This is a genomic window from Rhodoferax sp. GW821-FHT10B06, from assembly GCF_059415605.1.
The window spans coordinates 255,547-273,391 of record NZ_JBWKNO010000005.1 but is presented as its reverse complement, the minus strand read 5'-3'; the positions used below and the strand labels follow the sequence as shown (position 1 = coordinate 273,391).

Annotated in this window: 18 protein-coding genes; 2 read left to right on the top strand and 16 right to left on the bottom strand. The window is 63.8% G+C overall.

Translation table 11 applies throughout. The annotated features are described in order from the left end of the window. Positions 1-981: a helix-turn-helix domain-containing protein gene (locus AC07O2_RS10755; protein WP_495075724.1), complete on the bottom strand. Its 981-nt coding sequence runs from the start codon at positions 979-981 to the stop codon at positions 1-3. Between the two features lie 235 nt (positions 982-1,216). Between AC07O2_RS10755 and AC07O2_RS10750 the strand changes: the two genes are divergently transcribed. Then, complete coding sequence (locus tag AC07O2_RS10750; RefSeq protein WP_495075723.1) at positions 1,217-2,203, top strand: SphA family protein; 987 nt, start codon at positions 1,217-1,219, stop codon at positions 2,201-2,203. 84 nt (positions 2,204-2,287) lie between these two features. Here AC07O2_RS10750 and AC07O2_RS10745 read toward each other — a convergent pair whose 3' ends face one another. Together AC07O2_RS10745 and AC07O2_RS10740 are read right to left on the bottom strand one after the other, a co-directional pair. Then, positions 2,288-2,698 (bottom strand): hypothetical protein, encoded by a 411-nt coding sequence (locus AC07O2_RS10745; RefSeq protein WP_495075722.1) that lies wholly within the window; start codon positions 2,696-2,698, stop codon positions 2,288-2,290. A 37-nt stretch (positions 2,699-2,735) separates the two neighbouring features. Further along, positions 2,736-3,617, bottom strand: coding sequence for an aldo/keto reductase family oxidoreductase (locus AC07O2_RS10740; RefSeq protein WP_495075721.1), 882 nt, complete (start codon positions 3,615-3,617; stop codon positions 2,736-2,738). A gap of 93 nt (positions 3,618-3,710) precedes the next feature. On the opposite strand from AC07O2_RS10740, the gene AC07O2_RS10735 reads away from it, so the two are divergent. Further along, complete coding sequence (locus AC07O2_RS10735) at positions 3,711-4,613, top strand: LysR family transcriptional regulator (RefSeq protein ID WP_495075720.1); 903 nt, start codon at positions 3,711-3,713, stop codon at positions 4,611-4,613. 82 nt (positions 4,614-4,695) lie between these two features. Here the strand turns inward: AC07O2_RS10735 and AC07O2_RS10730 are convergent, their stop codons facing one another. The 13 genes from AC07O2_RS10730 to AC07O2_RS10670 form a co-directional block, all read right to left on the bottom strand. Continuing rightward, the gene (locus AC07O2_RS10730) at positions 4,696-5,370 is read right to left on the bottom strand and encodes a hypothetical protein (RefSeq protein WP_495075719.1); all 675 of its coding nucleotides are present in this window, start codon (positions 5,368-5,370) and stop codon (positions 4,696-4,698) included. Next, the gene (locus AC07O2_RS10725; protein WP_495075718.1) at positions 5,370-6,344 is read right to left on the bottom strand and encodes an MYG1 family protein; all 975 of its coding nucleotides are present in this window, start codon (positions 6,342-6,344) and stop codon (positions 5,370-5,372) included. Before AC07O2_RS10725 ends, AC07O2_RS10730 begins: the two co-directional genes overlap by 1 nt. Before the next feature lie 129 nt (positions 6,345-6,473). After that, positions 6,474-7,271: an outer membrane protein OmpK gene (locus AC07O2_RS10720; RefSeq protein ID WP_495075717.1), complete on the bottom strand. Its 798-nt coding sequence runs from the start codon at positions 7,269-7,271 to the stop codon at positions 6,474-6,476. Between the two features lie 174 nt (positions 7,272-7,445). Next, positions 7,446-8,414, bottom strand: coding sequence for an ABC transporter permease (locus AC07O2_RS10715; protein ID WP_495075716.1), 969 nt, complete (start codon positions 8,412-8,414; stop codon positions 7,446-7,448). Then, on the bottom strand, positions 8,407-9,537 hold the full coding sequence (locus AC07O2_RS10710; RefSeq protein WP_495075715.1) for an ABC transporter permease: 1,131 nt from the start codon (positions 9,535-9,537) through the stop codon (positions 8,407-8,409). Before AC07O2_RS10710 ends, AC07O2_RS10715 begins: the two co-directional genes overlap by 8 nt. Then, the gene (locus tag AC07O2_RS10705; protein WP_495075714.1) at positions 9,534-11,099 is read right to left on the bottom strand and encodes an ABC transporter ATP-binding protein; all 1,566 of its coding nucleotides are present in this window, start codon (positions 11,097-11,099) and stop codon (positions 9,534-9,536) included. The genes AC07O2_RS10710 and AC07O2_RS10705 overlap by 4 nt, the downstream gene beginning before the upstream one ends. Positions 11,100-11,229: 130 nt before the next feature. After that, a complete protein-coding gene (locus tag AC07O2_RS10700) occupies positions 11,230-12,201 on the bottom strand; it encodes a BMP family lipoprotein (protein WP_495075713.1) in 972 nt (323 codons plus the stop codon). A gap of 171 nt (positions 12,202-12,372) precedes the next feature. Beyond that, positions 12,373-13,245: a phytanoyl-CoA dioxygenase family protein gene (locus AC07O2_RS10695; RefSeq protein ID WP_495075712.1), complete on the bottom strand. Its 873-nt coding sequence runs from the start codon at positions 13,243-13,245 to the stop codon at positions 12,373-12,375. Between the two features lie 5 nt (positions 13,246-13,250). Continuing rightward, entirely contained in the window at positions 13,251-14,177 is a 927-nt protein-coding gene (locus tag AC07O2_RS10690; RefSeq protein WP_495075711.1) for a pseudouridine-5'-phosphate glycosidase, read from the bottom strand. Between the two features lie 23 nt (positions 14,178-14,200). Beyond that, positions 14,201-15,121, bottom strand: a complete 921-nt coding sequence (locus AC07O2_RS10685) for a PfkB family carbohydrate kinase (protein WP_495075710.1) — start codon at positions 15,119-15,121, stop codon at positions 14,201-14,203. Beyond that, positions 15,118-15,771, bottom strand: a complete 654-nt coding sequence (locus AC07O2_RS10680) for a TetR/AcrR family transcriptional regulator (RefSeq protein ID WP_495075709.1) — start codon at positions 15,769-15,771, stop codon at positions 15,118-15,120. The genes AC07O2_RS10685 and AC07O2_RS10680 overlap by 4 nt, the downstream gene beginning before the upstream one ends. 109 nt (positions 15,772-15,880) lie before the next feature. Next, positions 15,881-16,888, bottom strand: a complete 1,008-nt coding sequence (locus tag AC07O2_RS10675; protein ID WP_495075708.1) for an ABC transporter substrate-binding protein — start codon at positions 16,886-16,888, stop codon at positions 15,881-15,883. 27 nt (positions 16,889-16,915) lie between these two features. After that, positions 16,916-17,731 (bottom strand): ABC transporter permease, encoded by an 816-nt coding sequence (locus AC07O2_RS10670; RefSeq protein ID WP_495075707.1) that lies wholly within the window; start codon positions 17,729-17,731, stop codon positions 16,916-16,918. Positions 17,732-17,845 lie beyond the last annotated feature (114 nt).

The window sequence follows — 17,845 nt, the reverse complement described above, 5'->3', positions numbered from 1 at the left end:
TTACGGCGCCGCGCGGTAGGCCTTGGGGGAGACCCCCAGGCTGCTGCGGAACACCCGGCTGAAATGCGAGGAGCTGGAAAAACCCCACTGCATGGCAATGTCCGTCAACGAACGGGAGGCATGATGCGGGTTCTTCAGGTCGCTGGCGCATTGGGCCACCCGCTGCTGCCAGATGTATTCGGAGGCGGAGCCCAGGGCATCGTCGGCAAAGGCGCGGTGCACCGTGCGCACGGAGCAGCCGCAGCCCTGCGCCACCATCTCTACGCACAGCCCGGGCTCGGCCAGATGCTTGTCGATAAAGGCCTTGAACTTGTTGCGTTGCGTGTCGCGCACCGTGTCCTTGTCCGGGGCCGCAAAGCGTTCCTGCACCGCATGCCAGGCCAGCGCCGTGATCGCATCGGCCAGGGTTTTGGCAGTGCTGGCCGGCAGCCGGTCAAACTGCCCATAAGCCTCACGGACCATGGTTTGCACCAGGCGCGAGGAACCGGTGCGCCCGTCACAGCGCGATGCGCGGGTGCGCGCAATCAGGTCCACCAGTGCAGGGTCGGAGGGGCGGGGCGGCGTCAGAATGATCTGGTCGCATCCATAGGGGTGGTCCACCACAAAGGGCTGGGCGGCGTCCAGGATGCACCAGTCGCCCGGCTCCAGCATCGCACTACGCCCGTCCTGCTCCAGCAGCGCGCAGCCTTTTTGCTGCATCAACAGCATCAGCGGACTGGGGATGTCGTCCTGCCGGGCACCCATGGCGCGGCTGAAGCGGTGTGGCGTTGCGGTCAGCCGGCAAAAGCCCGCGCCGCCCAGCATGCCGTACTCCAGGCTGCCGGAAAATGTTTGGCCCACCAGGGGCTCCCAGTGGCTGGCATCACGCAGGCGAAACGACTCTGGCGTACGCCCTACATGGGTGCTGATCAAGGCGTGCCAGGCCGGCAGCCGCTGGGACGGACTGACGGCATCTACCGAAACATGGGTGCGACTCGCCATATATGTCTCCTTCTTCTGCTCCAGCATATTCGGCATGCCGCTGGTGCGCGTCAAACTGCAGTCTCAGCATATGAGAATACAACCCCAAATCCTGCGCCCGGGTTAACCACGACGACAGCGCGGCATGCCTGGGCAAGTGTGTCACCCACAAGCAAGCTGCATCGGCTCTTGATTTTTATCCTTCAGGCATCGAAGCACCCCGCTTCGAACTACCGCGTTCTGGAGGAGACAATTGATGAAAAACAAACATGCCCACGCCACCTGGTTGATCGCTGCGGCAAGCGCCCTGGCGGCCACCGGCGTAGCCGCCCAAGTGCCTACCGTGAGCCAACCCGCCGGCCTGAACCTGGGCGGCACCAGCTTCTACGACGGTTTCTCCGGCGCGCCGGGATGGACCTGGCTGAGCTGGCTACGCAACGCATCGGCGAACGCCATCAAGGACAACAACGGCAACAACGTGGCGGCTTTCAACAGCCCCAAGATCACCAGCACCTCGTGGGCCAACCAGCTCAGCTACTCCTCGCCCACCAGCTTTGGAGGCTGGCACCCTGGCGTTACCGCCATCCTGCCGCTGGTGTCCCTCCACAGCAGCTTTGGCCCGGGAGCGTCGATGACGGACGGCGGCACCGATCTGGGCGACATCACCGTGGGCGCGTTCTTGCAAAGCGACCCGGTGATGGGGGCGCAAGGCCAGCCCGTCTTCGTCCAGCGCTTGTCCCTAGACACCATCCTGCCTACCGGCAAGTACGACCAGCACACCGACATCAACCAGAGCGCGGGCTTCGCCTCGTTGAATCCGTACTGGGCGGCCACGCTGTTCCCGGCCGAACGCTGGGAAGTCAGCTGGCGGCTGCACTACCTGTACAACTTCAAGAACAACAAGCCAGCCTCCAGCAACCCGCAGCAAAGCTTCAACGGCGCGCCGCTCACCAGCACGCAGGCCGGGCAGGCCACGTGGGTGAATTTCACCGCCTCGTATGCGCTCACACCCGCACTCAGCCTGGGCATCAACGGCTACCTGTTCCAGCAGCTGAGCGACAGCAAGGCCAACGGCAGCACGCTTGCCGACTCGAAAGAACGCGTGCTCGGCATCGGCCCCGGGCTGATGTGGCGCATCAGCCGCGACACCTCGCTCTGGGTCAACACCTACCACGAGACCCTGGTGCGCAAACGCACCAGCGCCCCGCTCACCGCCCAGGTACGGCTGGCGATGCACTTCTAGCCAGATTTACATGAAACAGGCCTGTAGCGTAGGTAGTACCTGCGCAAGCAGCTCCTTATTTAGGAGCAAATCGGGAACTGCCAGTTAGCCCCGCAGCGCGGCGTTCTCCGCCTCCAGCTGCGCGATGCGCTGCTCGGCCGCCTGCAGCGCCTGCGTCAAGCGCTGGACTTCCGCCGCCAGGCCATCGGCCACCTCGGTGACCCGCTCGCGCGTGCCGTCGCGGGTCTGGGCCAGCTGGGCACTAACCCCATCCAGCCAAGCCATGATCTCCACCCGCGTCGTGTCCTTGTGCACCGGGTTTTGCAGCGTGGCCTTTTTCACGTCGGCGCGGCGGCACAGCTCGGACTGGGTCACGCGGCCAAAGTTGAAGGGGTAGATGCCCTGGTGTGCCGCGATCTCGGCCTCGATGTCGCGCATGGCCTTGTGCAGGCGGGCCAGCGCGGCTTCGGTGCGGGCATTGGGTTTGTCGATGGAAGGAGTCGAGTCGGTGGTCATGGCAAAAGTTTAAGCGCCCTGGCCGACCCGCGCCGCATCAGGCCGGTGGGGTTTCGCCCGCGATCTGGTCCAACCGCGCCACAGTGCTGGACGGCAGCAACAGCTGGGCCGCTGCCAGGTTTTCGCGCAGATGCGTGACCGACGAGGTTCCGGGAATCAGCAGGATATTGGGCGAGCGCTGGAGCAACCAGGCCAGTGCGACCTGCATGGGTGTGGCGCCCAGCGCTTCGGCCACGGCGGAGAGGCCCGCCGACTGCAAGGGGCTGAAGCCACCCAGCGGGAAGAACGGCACGTAGGCCGTGCCGGCGCGGGCCAGGTCGGCGATCAAGGCGTCGTCGGCACGCTGCGCCAGGTTGTACAGGTTCTGCACGCAAACGATGGAGCAGATGCTGCGCCCTTGCGCGATTTGCGTGGGCGTGGCATTGCTCAAACCGATGTGGCGCACCAGGCCCTGTTGCTGCAATTCGGCCAGCACGCTGAGCGGTTCTTCCAGCGAGCCTTCGGCCGGTCCGTAGATGCCGAACATGCAGCGCAGGTTGACTACATCGAGCACATCCAGACCCAGATTGCGCAGGTTGTCGTGCACCGCCTGGGTCAGTTCTTCGCGCGCGAAGGCCGGGTTCCAGGAGGCGTCCGCGCCGCGCCGAGCGCCGATTTTGGTGACGATGGTGAGGCCATCGCGGTAAGGGTGCAGCGCCTCGCGGAGTATCTGGTTGGTGATGTGCGGGCCGTAAAAGTCGCTGGTGTCGATGTGGTTGACGCCGCTTTCCACGGCTTCGCGCAGCACGGCGATGGCCGCGTTGCGGTCCTTCGGTGGCCCGAATACGCCCGGGCCGGCGAGCTGCATGGCGCCGTATCCCAGACGCTGCACGCTGCGGTCGCCGAGTGTGTAAGTTCCTGCCTGGCCAATGTCGATCATGTTCGTTCTCCTGTGGTGAGCCATGAATGTAGGGAAGAACACCGCGTACGATAAGGGGATTGAATCAGCACAGGTTGTGCGGAAAGGCGAACAATGACCGCAAACCTAGCCGACCTGACGGCCTTCGTGGCGGTGGCGCGCGCAGGCGGCTTTCGGGGAGCGGCCCTTGCGAACGGCGGCAGCGCTTCGAGCCTGAGCGAGGCGGTGCGCCGGCTCGAAACCCGGCTCGGCGTGCGTCTGCTGAACCGCAGCACGCGCAGCGTCGCGCTGACCGAGGCCGGCACCCGCCTGCTGGAGCGGCTGGGCCCTGCGCTGGTCGAGGTGGAGGCCGCGCTGGATGTGGCCAATGGTTTTCGGGACCGGCCGGCCGGTACGCTGCGGCTGAATGTGCCGCTCAGCGCGGCCCGCCTGGTGCTGCCGCGCATCGTGCCGCCCTTTCTGGCCGCCTACCCCGACATCGTGCTGGAGGTGATAGCCGAAGAAAGCTTTGTGGACATGCTGGCCGAGGGCTGCGATGCGGGCATACGCTACGAGGAGCGGCTGGAGCAGGACATGGTCGCCATTCCCATCGGCCCGCGTGTGCAGCGCTTTGCCGCCGCTGCCGCACCCGCCTACCTGGACCAGCGTGGCCGACCCGAGCATCCACGCGACCTGCTGGGCCACGCCTGCCTGCGTGGCAAATTCGCCAGCGGCGCCATGCCAGCCTGGGAATTCGAGCGGAACGGCGAAACCATCAAGGTGGACACCAGCGGCCCGCTGATCGTCAGGGTCGGCGGCGCCGTGGAGCTGGCGGTGGATGCCGCCGTGGCCGGCAGCGGCGTCATCTACCTGTTCGAAGACTGGCTGCGCCCCCACCTCGACAGCGGCGCCCTGGAGCCGGTGCTGCAAGCCTGGTGGCCCAGCTTCTCCGGCCCCTACCTGTACTACCCCAGCCGCCGCCAACTACCGGCGCCGCTACGTGCGTTTGTCGATTTCATCCAGGCGCTGCGTACCTAAAAGCCTGGGCGGCAGGTGTATGAATCAAATCAGCCGCTAGCGTAATATCTATCTACGGTAAAAGCTACTAATTCAATAGCAATCAGCCCTTGCGGATGAACTTGAAGATCAGTATCCAGAAGCTCAGAATCAGCGAGGCCACGGGGAACTGCAGCGCGGTGGGCATGAGGTAGATGGCTACCACGCCGGGTATCCACACGCACCACAAAGCGACCAGCAGCGGCAGGTAGCGGCTGCTCAAAAAGTCGGCGGAGAAGATGCGCTGCCAGGCGCTGGCGCGAAAGCCATCTTCGCGCCAGGCGAACATGGCGATGACGGCGAAGTTGGTCATCGGCGAATACACGAACTGGTCCACCAGCATCTTCTTGGCGATGGTGAGGCCGTCATTGCCTTTGCCAAACAGGCTGGCCTGCAGCGCATAAAACAGGTCCACGGTGATGCCGATACAGCCGAACACCAGGGTGGCGTAGGCCATATCGGCCCACAGCGTGCGGCGCAGCGGCTGGCGCAGCAGCGCAATGCCCAGCAGCTCGGGCACCAGCACGGCAAACGCCGCATAGGTGGCGAACGCCATCGGGTAGCCCCCGGCCTGTTTGACGGCGCCCCACTGCGCCAACCCCGTCTGCACCGCCGGGCTCCAGGCGTAGGCCAGGGTCAGCACCACCAGACCGGCCCAGAGCACCATGCCAGGCAGCAGATTGGCTTTGACCGCAGCACGGACTTGCTGCAGCGGTGTGCGCCTAGCCGGGGTTTCCATCAGGCGGGTTCGGCCAGTGCCAGTTCCGCCAGCTTGACCGCGCCCTCGAAGCTGCGGGCACCGCCGATGAACAGGTTCAGGTGGCAGAACACGCTGTCGGGCACGCCGGTCACTGCCGCCAGTTCCTGGTCGCGCAGGCCGGCCCAGCTGGCGGGCAAGTCCATGCGGGTGTCGAAGGAGCCGACTTCCGCCGGCACGGTCTTGATCTGGTACTGGTTGCCGTCGGAATCCGGGTAGATGACGAACATCACCTCGGGCATTTCATCGACCACCACGCGGGTCCAGGGCATGCCGCCCTCGCGCAAATGCAGCAGCTTGCCACCGAGCAGGCGGGGCGCCTGGCGCACGATGTCCATAGCGCGGATCTGCGCCACCTTCTTGCTGATCGCGTGGTCCAGAAACTTGCGCGTGATGGCGATGGCCTCGCGGAAGCGGGTTTCCAGCAACTGGGCCTTGGCGGCCAGGTCCAGGCCCTGCTCTTCCAGCCAGTGCGTGTTCAGCTGCGCGACCAGCGACGACAGGCCGAAGATGCCGGGCGCCACGTCGCCCTGGCCGGTGTCGACGATGTCCAGGTACTGCACCAGCGAATGGTCTATGGTGTTTACCACGCTGGCCACGGCGGCCTCGTCCAAGCTGTGGCCATGGGTCTGGGCCCAGGCCTGCACATAGGCCGTGCCAAAAGCCGACCAGACCAGGCCGGCGCTGGCATAGCCCACGCCGGGCACGATGGCGCCATCGACCAACCGCGGCGGGCGCGCGCCTTCAAAGCCGCGCTGGTGGTGGTCGAAACGGCCGCTGGCCGCGTCCCAGGTACCGCCCACGTCGACCACAAAGTCGGCGGTAGCGATCAAGGCCTTGTCGCGGGTGCGCAGCAACGTATGCGATGGGAAAACCCCCATCAAAACGCCGACGCCAAAAACGTCGTCGGCATGGAAAGTGCCACTGTGGGTGGCAATCGTGGTGGTTTTTGTCATCGGCCGATTTTAATGATTCTGCCGCCGAGGCTTGCCCCCGGCGCCTACAGAGTCACTACACCGAACAGGCCGCTAGCGCAGCATTTACCTGCGCTAGCAGCTATTTTTTCGATAGCAAAAGTGGCTGACTTAGAAGTTGTAGCGAAGGGTGTAGATGAAAGCGTCCTGGAGCGTAGCCGAACCCAGCTTGTTCTTGGCGTAGCGGTAGGACAGGCCGGTCGTGATATGGGGGGTGGCGTTCCACCACAGCGACAGGGCACCGTTTTGCGCGGTCTTGTTGGCGGTGACTACGCCTCCGTCGCGGGCCATGACCAAGTAGCTGTCTTTGCGGCCCATCTCGGTTTCATGCCAGCTGGAGACCATGAAGGACTGGTCCCAGGCCTTGAAGTTGTAGCCGAATACCCAGCCCGCCATCGTGCCGTTGAACTGGGTGCCGAGATCGGTCTTGGTCTCGTAGTGCGCGCCAAAGAAGGGCTTGATCCAGAAGCCGCCGTTGTAGTACGCGGTACTCAGGCCCAACACATTGTTCTGATCGCGGAAGCCGTCGTCCATAAAGTTGTAGATGTGCGCGTATAGCTGCACGGGCACGCCGCCCAGCTCGGTCATGTTGATGTGGGCCACGGCCTTCATGGCGTATCGGCGGTCCATGGCGGAGTCGCCAGCGTTGTGGGCGTCCTTGTCGGCGTTTTCCACGTCGAAAAAGCCATACAAGTCGCCCCACTTACCGCCCATACCGCCTTCTAGCTCCAGCAAGGTGAAGTCCTTCTTCACACCAAACGGGCCCTTGCCGGTCTGGTTCTCCGTGTGGCTGGTCCAGTCCAAGTGTTGGATACTGATGTCCTTGAACGACCAGTCGTCGTCTGCATGTGCAGCGGGCGCGAACGCAGCGGCAAGGACCAGTGCGGCGAGATATGGAGTAGCTTTCATCGAGGGTTCCCTGTAGGTGTTGTAAGGGCAGCCTCCAACGCAAGTGTCATGCCAATAATCTGACCTAATGGTCAGCTTTATGCGCACGAAAATGGGGTGCGGCACCAAGAAAAAAAGGGGTGCCCGCCCCACTGGCGAACACCCCTTTTTGAATCAGCTCGAAAGCGCCCTGGTTCAGCGCTCCTTGACGTAGGGCTGGCCCAGCGCCTTGGGCACCGCCGTCTTGCCGATAAAGCCGGCCAGCAGCACCACCGTCAGCAGGTAAGGCAAGGCCTGCACGGCCTGCACCGGTACCTCACCCACGCCGGGCAGGCTGACACCTTGCAGACGGATGGCCATGGCGTCCAGAAAACCGAACAACAGGCAGGCCCACAGCGCGCGCACCGGACGCCAGTTGCCAAAGATCATGGCGGCCAAGGCCATGAAGCCTCGACCGGCAGTCATATGCGGCACAAACGAGGCGTTCTGCCCCAACACCATGTAGCTGCCAGCCAAGCCGCATAGGACGCCGTTGAGCGTCAGTGCGGTATAGCGCAGGCGCAGCACCGAGACACCGGCGGCATCCACCATGTGCGCGTTTTCGCCCACGGCGCGCAGACGCAAACCAAAGCGCGTGCGGTACACCAGCCACCACACGGCGGCCACCAAGGCCAGTGCCATGTAGACCATGATGTTGTGGCTGAGCAGGCCCAGGCCGATGATCTGGCCGACCAGCGGAACGCCTTGCAAGGAATCTGCCGCACCGGGCCACAGCGCATGCAGGCGCACACCATCGGCCACGGAAGGCGTTTGCCCGCCCTGGTGGAACCAGGCCAGGCCCAGCACCACCGTCAGTCCCGTGGCAATGATGTTCAAGGCCACGCCGGACACCACCTGGTCACCCCGGTGGCTGACGCAGGCATAGCCATGCATCCAGGACAAGGCCACGGCGATACCAATGGAGGCCAGCAAGGCGATCGTGATGGAGCCAAAGGCGGCACCGCTGGCACCGGCGATGAAGGCGGCAAACAGCATCTTGCCCTCCAGCCCCACGTCGATGACGCCGGCGCGCTCGGACAGCAGGCCAGCCAGGGCGCACAAGATCAGGGGCGTGGCCATACGCAGCGTGGACGCCAACAGGTCGGCAATCAGGGCTTCATCCATGCTGGGCTCCTGCGGTCTTGGGGGTCAGCAGGGCCAGGCCGCGCGACAGCATGGGCGCAAACACATAGGCCATGGCGCCCGAGAACATCACGATGAAGCCTTGCAGCATCACCACCATGTCGCGGCTGAAGCCGGGCACATCGAAGCTCACCTCGGCACCGCCCTGGAACAGCGCGCCGAACAAGATGCTGGCCAGCACGATGCCGAAAGGATGGTTGCGCCCCATCAAGGCCACAGCAATGCCGGTGAAGCCGGCACCGGCCACGAAGTCCAGCAGCAACTTGCCGTTGACGCCAGCGATCTCGTTCATGCCGATCATGCCGGACAGCCCGCCCGACAAGGCCATGGCAAACACCACCTGGTGCTTGGCATTGATGCCCGCATAAGAGGCGGCACCTTCGCTGGAGCCCACAGCCCGCAAGCGGTAGCCGGCCCGGCTGTGCCAAAGCAAAAAGTACACACCCACCGCAGCCGCCAGGGCCAGGAACAGGCTGACGTTGAGCGGCGACGAAGGCCAGTCAATACCTATCCAGGCCAGCGCCTCCTGCATGCCGGGCAGCTTGGCCGAGTCGGCAAAGGGTGCGCTTTCCACCGACATGGTGCCTGGCGGTTTCAGCCGGTTCACCAGCAGATAGGCCAGCAGGCTGGTCGCCAGGAAATTGAACATGATGGTGGTGATCACCACATGGCTGTGGCGGTAGGCCTGCAGGTAGCCAGGTATGGCCGCCCACAGCATGCCAAACAGCACGCCGGCCAAGAGCATGAGGGGCAGCATGACCACCGCTGGCAGGCTGTGCGACAGCCACAGCGCAATCAGGCCCGTGCCCAACCCGCCCACCACGGCCTGGCCCTCCACACCGATATTGAACAGGCCGCCATGGAAGGCCACCGACACCGCCAAGCCGGCAAAGATGAAGGTGGTGGCGTAGTACAGGGTGTAGCTTAAGCCCCGCTGCGTGCCAAAGGCACCATGCACCAGTACCTCCATCACCTGGCGTGGGTTCTGCCCCACCAGGGCCACCACCACACCGGCCACCAGCAACGCAATCAGCAAATTCACTGCGGGCAGCAGGAACACATCGGCCCATCGCGGCAAGGGCTTGGCCGTATTCGTCGCGCTCATGCCTTCAATCCTTGTTCTTTGGTTTCCACCATGAGCAGGCCCAGTCGGGCCTCGCTGCAGTCTGCAATCGGCAGCTCGCCCGTAACGCAGCCCTGGTTCAGCACCAGCACACGGTCGGCCAGGGCCAAAATTTCGTCCAACTCGCTGGACACCACCAGCACCGCACAGCCCGCATCGCGCATGGCGCGCAGCTGGGCGTGGATGAATTCAATCGCGCCAATGTCCACACCCCGCGTGGGCTGCCCCACCAGCAGCACCTTGGGCGCCTGGCCGATCTCACGCGCCAGCACCAGCTTCTGCTGGTTGCCCCCGGAGAATTTGGAGCTGACCAAAGCCGGGTCGCGCGGGCGCACATCGAAGCGCTCCATCATGGCCGCCGTGGCCGCGCGCATGGCGCCGTGGCGCATCCAGCCCCCAGCGCTGCTGTATTCGGGCAGGGCCTCGTAGCCCAGTACGGCAGACTCCCAGGCTGCAAAATTCATCACCATGGCGCGCGCATGCCGGTCTTCCGGCACATGGGCCAAGCCCAGGCTGCGGGCCACGCCCGGGGTGAGCCACTGGCCTGGGGTGAAGCTGCGACCACCCAGCTGCAGCTCGCCCGTGCTGGGGGCCAGCAGACCGGACAATACCTCCAGCAGCTCACTCTGGCCGTTGCCGGCCACGCCAGCCACGCCGACGATTTCGCCAGCGCGCAGGCTCAGGTCAAAGTCCTGCAAACGGGTCACCTGCAGCGCGTCACGCACCACCAGCCCGCGCGCCTGCAGCAGCACCGCGCCCAATTCGACGGCCGTATCGCCCTGGCGGCCCATATTCACTTTGCGGCCCACCATGGCTTCGGCCAGTATCTCCACCGAGGCCTGGGCAATGGCGCATTCATGCACCACGCGCCCACTGCGCATGACGGTGACATGGTCGCACAAGCGCATCACTTCCTTGAGCTTGTGGGTAATCAGCAAGATGGTGGTGCCCTGCGTGCGCAGACGCGCCAGCACCTCGAACAATTGTTCGGTTTCCTGTGGGGTGAGCACGGCGGTGGGCTCATCCAGGATCAGTATCTTGGCGCCACGGTACAGCGCCTTCAGAATTTCCAGGCGCTGGCGGTCGCCTACGGAGAGCTGGTCCACCGTGGCGTCCAGGTTCACGTGCAGGCCGGTAGATTGCATCAGCGCGCCCAGCTTGCTGCGCACGATGCTCTCAGCTTTGCTCAGCAGTGCATGCGGCTCGGCACCCAGCATGACGTTTTCCAGCGCGGTCAGCGTGTCCACCAGCATGAAGTGCTGGTGGACCATGCCAATGCCCAGCGCAATGGCTTCATGCGCATTGCGGATGCGGGCGGGCTGGCCAAAGACTTCGATGCTGCCGCTGTCGGCACTGTAGAAGCCGTAGAGGATGGACATCAGCGTGCTTTTGCCAGCGCCGTTCTCGCCCACGATGCCGTGCACCGTGCCAGAACGCACGCGCAAGTCCACGCCGTCATTGGCCCGCACAGCGCCAAAATGCTTGCTGATGCCCGCCATGTGCACAGCGGTCGCATCCACCACAGAAGATTGTTGGGTTGTCATGGAAATCCGAGGTGCCGGGTTGCGCGACGCGCCCCTCCAGAGAACCCGTGGAACCGGCTCAGCCGGGCCACTGGGTTCGCCCCCTGCAGGGGGTTGGCGGAAACGCGCAGCGTGGAGCCTGGGGGGGAGCCTATTTACAAGCGTTGGCGGTCATGTAGTCCACGACCTTGATCTTGCCGCTGATGATGTCGGCCTTGGCGGCATCGACCTTCTTCTTCATCTCGGGCGTCACCAGCTTGGCATTGAACTCGTCCATGGAATAGCCCACGCCGTCTTCCTTCAAGCCCAGGGAGGTCACACCGGCCTTGTAGTTCTTCAGGATGTTGTACACCGCCACGTCCACGCGCTTGACCATAGAGGACAGCATGGTGCCAGGTTGCACATAGTTCTGGTTGCTGTCCACACCGATGGCGAGTTTGCCTGCGTCTTTGGCCGCCTGGTAAACACCGATACCGGTACCGCCCGCAGCCGCGAACACCACGTCGGCGCCCTTGGCAAACTGGGACTTGGTCAGCTCGCCACCACGGCCTGGATCGTTCCAGGCGGCACCGGTGGTGCCGGTCATGTTGGCAAAGGTTTCTACCTTGGGGTTGGCGTACTTGGCGCCTTGTTCATAGCCGCACTGGAACTTGCGGATCAGCGGAATGTCCATGCCACCCACAAAACCGACCTTACCGGTCTTGCTGGCTTCAGCGGCCAGCATGCCGACCAGGAAGCTTCCTTCATGCTCCTTGAACACTACCGACTGCACGTTGGGCGCTTCCACCACGTCATCGATGATGGCGAATTGCAGCTTGGGGAATTCCTTGGACACCTTGGCCATGGCGGAAGCCTGGCTGAAGCTGATACCAATGATGGGGCTGGCACCGCGCTCGGCCATGCGACGGATGGCTTGTTCGCGCTGGGTTTCGTTGGCGACTTCGAATTCCAGGTAGGGCTTGCCGGTCTCCTTCTTCCAGCGCTCCATGCCTTCGTAGGCGCTCTGGTTGAAGGATTTGTCAAACTTGCCACCCATATCAAAAATGATGGCCGGGTCGGCCCAGGCGGAGAAGGTGGAAACCAGCGCGGCGGCCAAAAAGCCCAGTTTGAGTGTGTTTTTCATGTTGGTTTAAGTTTCAGGGTGGTGGTTGACGAAGAACCCGCTGTAATTGAGTGGGCAGAATGTAGCGCCATTTCAATTCAGCAGGAATTGTGCCCGTTATAGGCAAAATATGAAAAGTGGTATGCGGGTGTAAGAGCCTATGCAGTCCTCCTTATGCCTGTGGAACCATGCCTACATAAAGCCGGTAAACGGCATGCCTTGCGGCTGTATCCAATTGCTGTCTGGATAATGCGCCCGCCCGTCCACCGCATGCAAGGTATAGGCGTGGCGTGACTGGGCCGAGCGGTTGGGCTCTGACAGGTGCGGGAACAGACCGTTGAACACAATCAAGCTGCCCTGGCGCACCTCCAGCCACTCCAGCTGCTCCATGTCCCATTGCGCGCTGGCTTGCAGCTGCTCCAGTCGCAAAGCGCCATCGGACTGGCGGCGGAATACCTCCTTCAGCCCGTGGTGGTGCCCGCCCGGTACCCCGCCCAGGCAACCATTGCCGCGGTGCGCATCCTCAATCGCAAACCAGAAGCCCACCACCGACTGCGGCTCGGTGTACAGATAGGTCGCGTCCTGGTGGCAGTTCACCTCACCGCCAATACCTGGCTGCTTGAAGATGTACATGGACTGCAGCAGCCGGGCATCTGCCAGACCCAGACCATCCGCCACGGCCTGCAAACGCGGGCCACGCGAGAAGGCCTGGAACACCGGGTCCAGGTCGTGCATGGCATGGCCCAGCTTGTTGATGGCGCGCTCCAGCGGCACCTGCAGCTGGCCTTGCGCATCGAACGCGCCCTCTTCAAAGAAAGCGCCGATACCCCGGGCTGATGCAGCAAAGTAGGCGTCCTTGGCATGGCGCTGGTCGCGGGCGGAAAAAACGGTACCGGGCGCACGCGGCGCATGCTCGGCCACTAGCTCCAGAGCACGGGTCTGCAAGGCCTGGCACTGGGCCGCAGACACAAAGTCTTCCAGCACCAACACGCCGTCGCGCGCATAGGCGGCCTGGGCCTCGATGGAGAGGCCCTGCGCGTCGTCCAGCACCGTGCGGTAGACCATGGTGCTCAGGCCACCCGCTGTTGGTAGGCGACTGCGATTCCCGCCGCCAACCGGGCATTGTTCAACACCAGCTGGATGTTGGAAGCCAGGCTGTTGCCACCAGTGATCTCGCTGACGCGGGCCAGCAAAAACGGGGTGGATTGCTTGCCCGCCACACCCTGGGCACGGGCCTCCTGCAGCGCCTGCTCGATGGCTGCGTCAATGGTCGCGCGCGGCATGGCATAGGCCTCGGGAATCGGGTTGGACACCACCATGCCACCCTGCAGCCCCATGGCCCACTGGGCCTGCATGGCGCCGGCGATGGCGTCGGGCGTGTCCAGCCGGTAGTCCACCTTGAAGCCGCTTTCGCGGGTGTAGAAAGCCGGCAGATTATTGGTCTGGTAGCCCACCACGGGCACACCATGGGTTTCCAGGTATTCCAGCGTCAGCCCCAGGTCCAGAATCGACTTGATGCCGGCGCACACCACAGCAACTGGAGTCTGGGCCAACTCCAGCAGGTCTGCAGAAATATCAAAGCTCTGCGCCGCACCCCGGTGCACGCCGCCGATGCCGCCGGTGGCAAATACGCGGATACCGGCCATGGCCGCAATCAGCATGGTCGAGGCGACGGTGGTGGCACCGGTCTGGCCTGCGGCCACGATGAACGCCATGTCGCGGCGGCTGACCTTGACGACGTCACGGCCGCCACGCCCCAGTTGTTCAATTTCCGCCGGGCTGAGGCCGACTTTCAAACGTCCCTGCACGATGGCAATGGTGGCCGGCACGGCGCCATGGGCGCGCACCTCGGCCTCTACCTGCAGCGCCGTCGCCACATTGTTTGGGTAGGGCATGCCATGGGCAATGATGGTGGACTCCAGCGCCACCACAGGGCGCTTGGCGGCCAGAGCAGCCGCTACTTCGGGATGGATATCGAGAAAAGGAATAGCCGTCATCAAAATCTTTCTAGGTCACATATTCAGGTCGTGCACAGCCATTGTTGCACCAGCGCCAGCGACAGCTGGGGGTGGTTGGCACCCTGTACGCCCAGCGTCAGGGCCGCACAGGCAGAGCCAAAGTCCACCGCCTCCGACAGAGTTTGACCCTGGGCATGCGCATGCATCAGCCCGGCCATGAGCGCGTCACCCGCGCCGGTGGCATTCACCACCGCGACATGCGGCGCACTCTGCAGACCCTGGCTGCCATCCGCATCGCTCCAGAACACGCCTTGCACGCCAAAGCTCAGCACCACCTGTCGCACGCCCTTGCGGTGCAGCCAGGCCGCCACGGCGGGCGCGTCGGTCAGGCTGTCCAGCGGCAAGCCCGTCAGGGCCTGGGCTTCAAGCCGGTTGGGCTTGAGCAGGTGCACATGCTGCAGCCAGGGGGCAATACGCTGGCATTTGTGGGTGGATACGGTATCCACAAAAATCGGCGTACCGGCGCTGTGCGTGCATAACCAGGCCAGGGCCGCATCGGTCAGATTGCAGTCCAGCAGCAGGGCCTGGGCGGCGGCGATATCGGCGGCCAAGGGCGCCAGCCGCTCGGGCGTGATACGCGCCACGATGCGCATATCGTTCACGGCCATGGCCATATCGCCGTCCGGCCCGTGCAATGACAAATAGCTGGAGGTAGCCTCCCCCGGCAGCACCCAGCAGGCGCGCAGATCCACGCCGGCAGCGGCGGTGGCATCCAGCAGGCTGCGGCCTGGCGTGTCGTCGCCCACCGCGCTGACCAGCCGCGTGCGGTTACCCAGGCGCGCCAGGTTTTCGGCCACATTGCGTGCCACGCCGCCAGGGGCCAAAGCGATATGGCCGGGATTGGAGTCGCCCAGCACCACGGCCTGACTGCTGTGGCCGGCAATGTCCATATTCGATGCGCCTACGGCCACCATATAACTCATGGCGCAGGGTCCGGATTCAGGCCGCAGCCGCGCAGTATCAAGGCCAGCACATGGGTAGTGGCGCGGCTGTGGTCGTTGCGGGTCAGGGCCGGCTTACCCAGCACGGCGCTGACCTGGATATCGAAGTCGGCATAAGTCTGGGTGGCTGCCCAGATGGTGAAGAACAGGTGCGTGCTGTCCACCGGGGCCATCTTGCCCTCGGCAATCCACTGGTCGATGACGGCGGCCTTGGCGCGCACGGTGGCGCGCAGCTCGGTAGCCAGCAACTGCCGCACCACGGTGGCGCCGTGCAGCAGCTCATTGGCCCAGACCTTGGACGCATGCGGCCGCGCAGCAGATAGAGCCATCTTGCTGCGGATGTAAGCACCTATCGCCTGGCTCGGGTCAGCCTCGGGGGTGATGCCGTGGGTGGGTGCCAGCCAGTCCTCAAGGATGCGGGCCAGCACCGCGCGGTACAGCGCCTCCTTGTTGCCAAAGTAATAGTGCAAATTGGCCTTGGGCAGGCCGGATTCTTCGGCAATCTGCGCCATGGTGGCGCCGCTGAAACCCGCCCCGGCAAACACGCGTTCTGCCGCGGCGAGTATCAGCTCTTCATTGGCCTGGCGGATCTGGCCCTTGGTATCCGCCAGGCCTGCTGTCAATCGACTCATTCCATATCCACTTTCATACGAGATCTGGTGCACCGGCCCAGGCCACACTGGGCTGCGGCAAGCAAAATGGACACCATAACGGATGGAAGCAGTGGAGGTGGGCCGACAACTACTTTTTGGTGGCCGCGTCCCACACCACGTGGCTCATGGCAGCGGCGCCCGGGTCTTTCTTGATGACCGGAGCGCTGCCGCCCGACATCAGAACTTTAACGGTGCGCTCATAGGCGGCGGGTTCCAGATAGCCCATCTTCGCCGTGTTGGCGGTGGTGATCAGCTTGGCCACGTTCTCCATCTGGCGCTTTTGCACGGCCAGGGTGGCGCTACCGGACATGTCATTGGCCACCACGATCTTGGCCGCCTCCTCGGGGTTCTTCACCGCGTCGTTCCAGCCCTTGAAGGTGGCCTTCAGGAACTTGCCCATGCGGGCTACGAAGGCCGGGTCTTTGAGCTTGGATTCGAGCACATACAAGCCGTCTTCCAGCGAGGCCACGCCCTGGTCTTCGTAGAAGAAGGTGACCAGGTCGCTCTCTTTCACGCCGGCGTCGATGATCTGCCAGTACTCGTTGTAAATCATGGTGGACACGCAGGCGGCCTGGTTCTGCAGCAGCGGATCGACGTTGAAGCCCTGCTTCAGCACCTTGATGTCGGTATCGGGCTTGTAGCCCAGCTTGCCCATCCAGTTCAGGAACGGGTATTCATTGCCGCCATACCAGACGCCCAAGGTCTTGCCCTTCAGGTCCTTCGGGCTGCTGACGCCGCTGGCCTTTTTGCAGGTCAGCATCAGGCCCGAGCGGTTGAACACCTGGGCGATGTTGACCAGCGGCACGCCGGCTTCACGCGCGGCCAGGGCATCGGGCATCCAGTTGACGATCACGTCGGCGTTATTGCCGGCAATCACCTGCACCGGCGAAATATCCGGGCCACCGGGCTTGATGGTCACGTCCAGCCCCTCGGCCTTGTAGTACCCCTTGGCGGCCGCCACGTAGTAGCCGGCAAACTGGGCTTGCGGCACCCATTTGAGCTGCACGGTGACCTTCTCTTGTGCCTGGGCGGCAAGGCTGCCAACCGCAAACGCGGCGGCCAGCAGGCATTGACTCAACTTGGACAGTTTTTGCATCAAATACTCCTAGGTGGGGAAAGTTATTTATCGAGACCGAACCGATGGATGCCAGAACGCAAAGTGCCGCTCCAGCTGCACCAACAACGCATAGGCCGCCGACCCGGTGATGGCGGCAACCACAATCGCGCCCCACACCAACGGCATATGCATCTTGGCCGCCTCGGTGGAAATGCGAAAGCCCAGGCCCGCGGTGGGCGAGCCAAAGAACTCGGCCACAATGGCGCCGATCAGCGCCAAAGTGGCATTCACCTTCAGCGCGCCGAAGATGAAGGGCATTGCGCTGGGCAGACGCAGTGCCAGCAGGGTCTGGCCGTAACCGGCGGCGTAGCTGTACATCAGCTCGCGCTCCAGCTTGCCCGCGGCCTTCAGGCCGGCCAGGGTGGACACCAGCATGGGGAAGAAGGTCATCAGCACCACCACCGCTGCCTTGGACTGCCAGTCAAAGCCAAACCACATCACCGCGATCGGTGCCACGCCCACCAGAGGCACGGTGCTGGTCAGCGAGGCGATGGGCAGCAAGCCGCGCTGCAGAAACGGCAGGCGGTCTATCGCCACCGCCACGGCAAAGCCCAGGGCGCAGCCCAGCAGCCAGCCCGTCAACACCGACTTCAGCACGGTCTGCACAAAGTCTGTCCACAGCACCGGCCACTGCTCGGCCATGGCCTGGGCAATGAACCAGGGCGCGGGCAGCAGCACACGCGGCACCTCGAATGCCGTCACCAGCAGCTGCCAGAAGTACAACAGCCACAGACCGAACAGGCCGGCCGTCAACAGGCCATAAATGGCACGTCCGTCCAGCGCGGCACAGGCTCGCACCGTCCACACAGACAATACCAGCACCAACAAAAGTCCAGGATAAAAAAGGCCGCAAGCGCTTGATTCACCTGCGCTAGTAGCTATAAAAATAGAAGCAAGCACAGCACTAACGAGCACCAGGCCAGCCACGGCCACCGG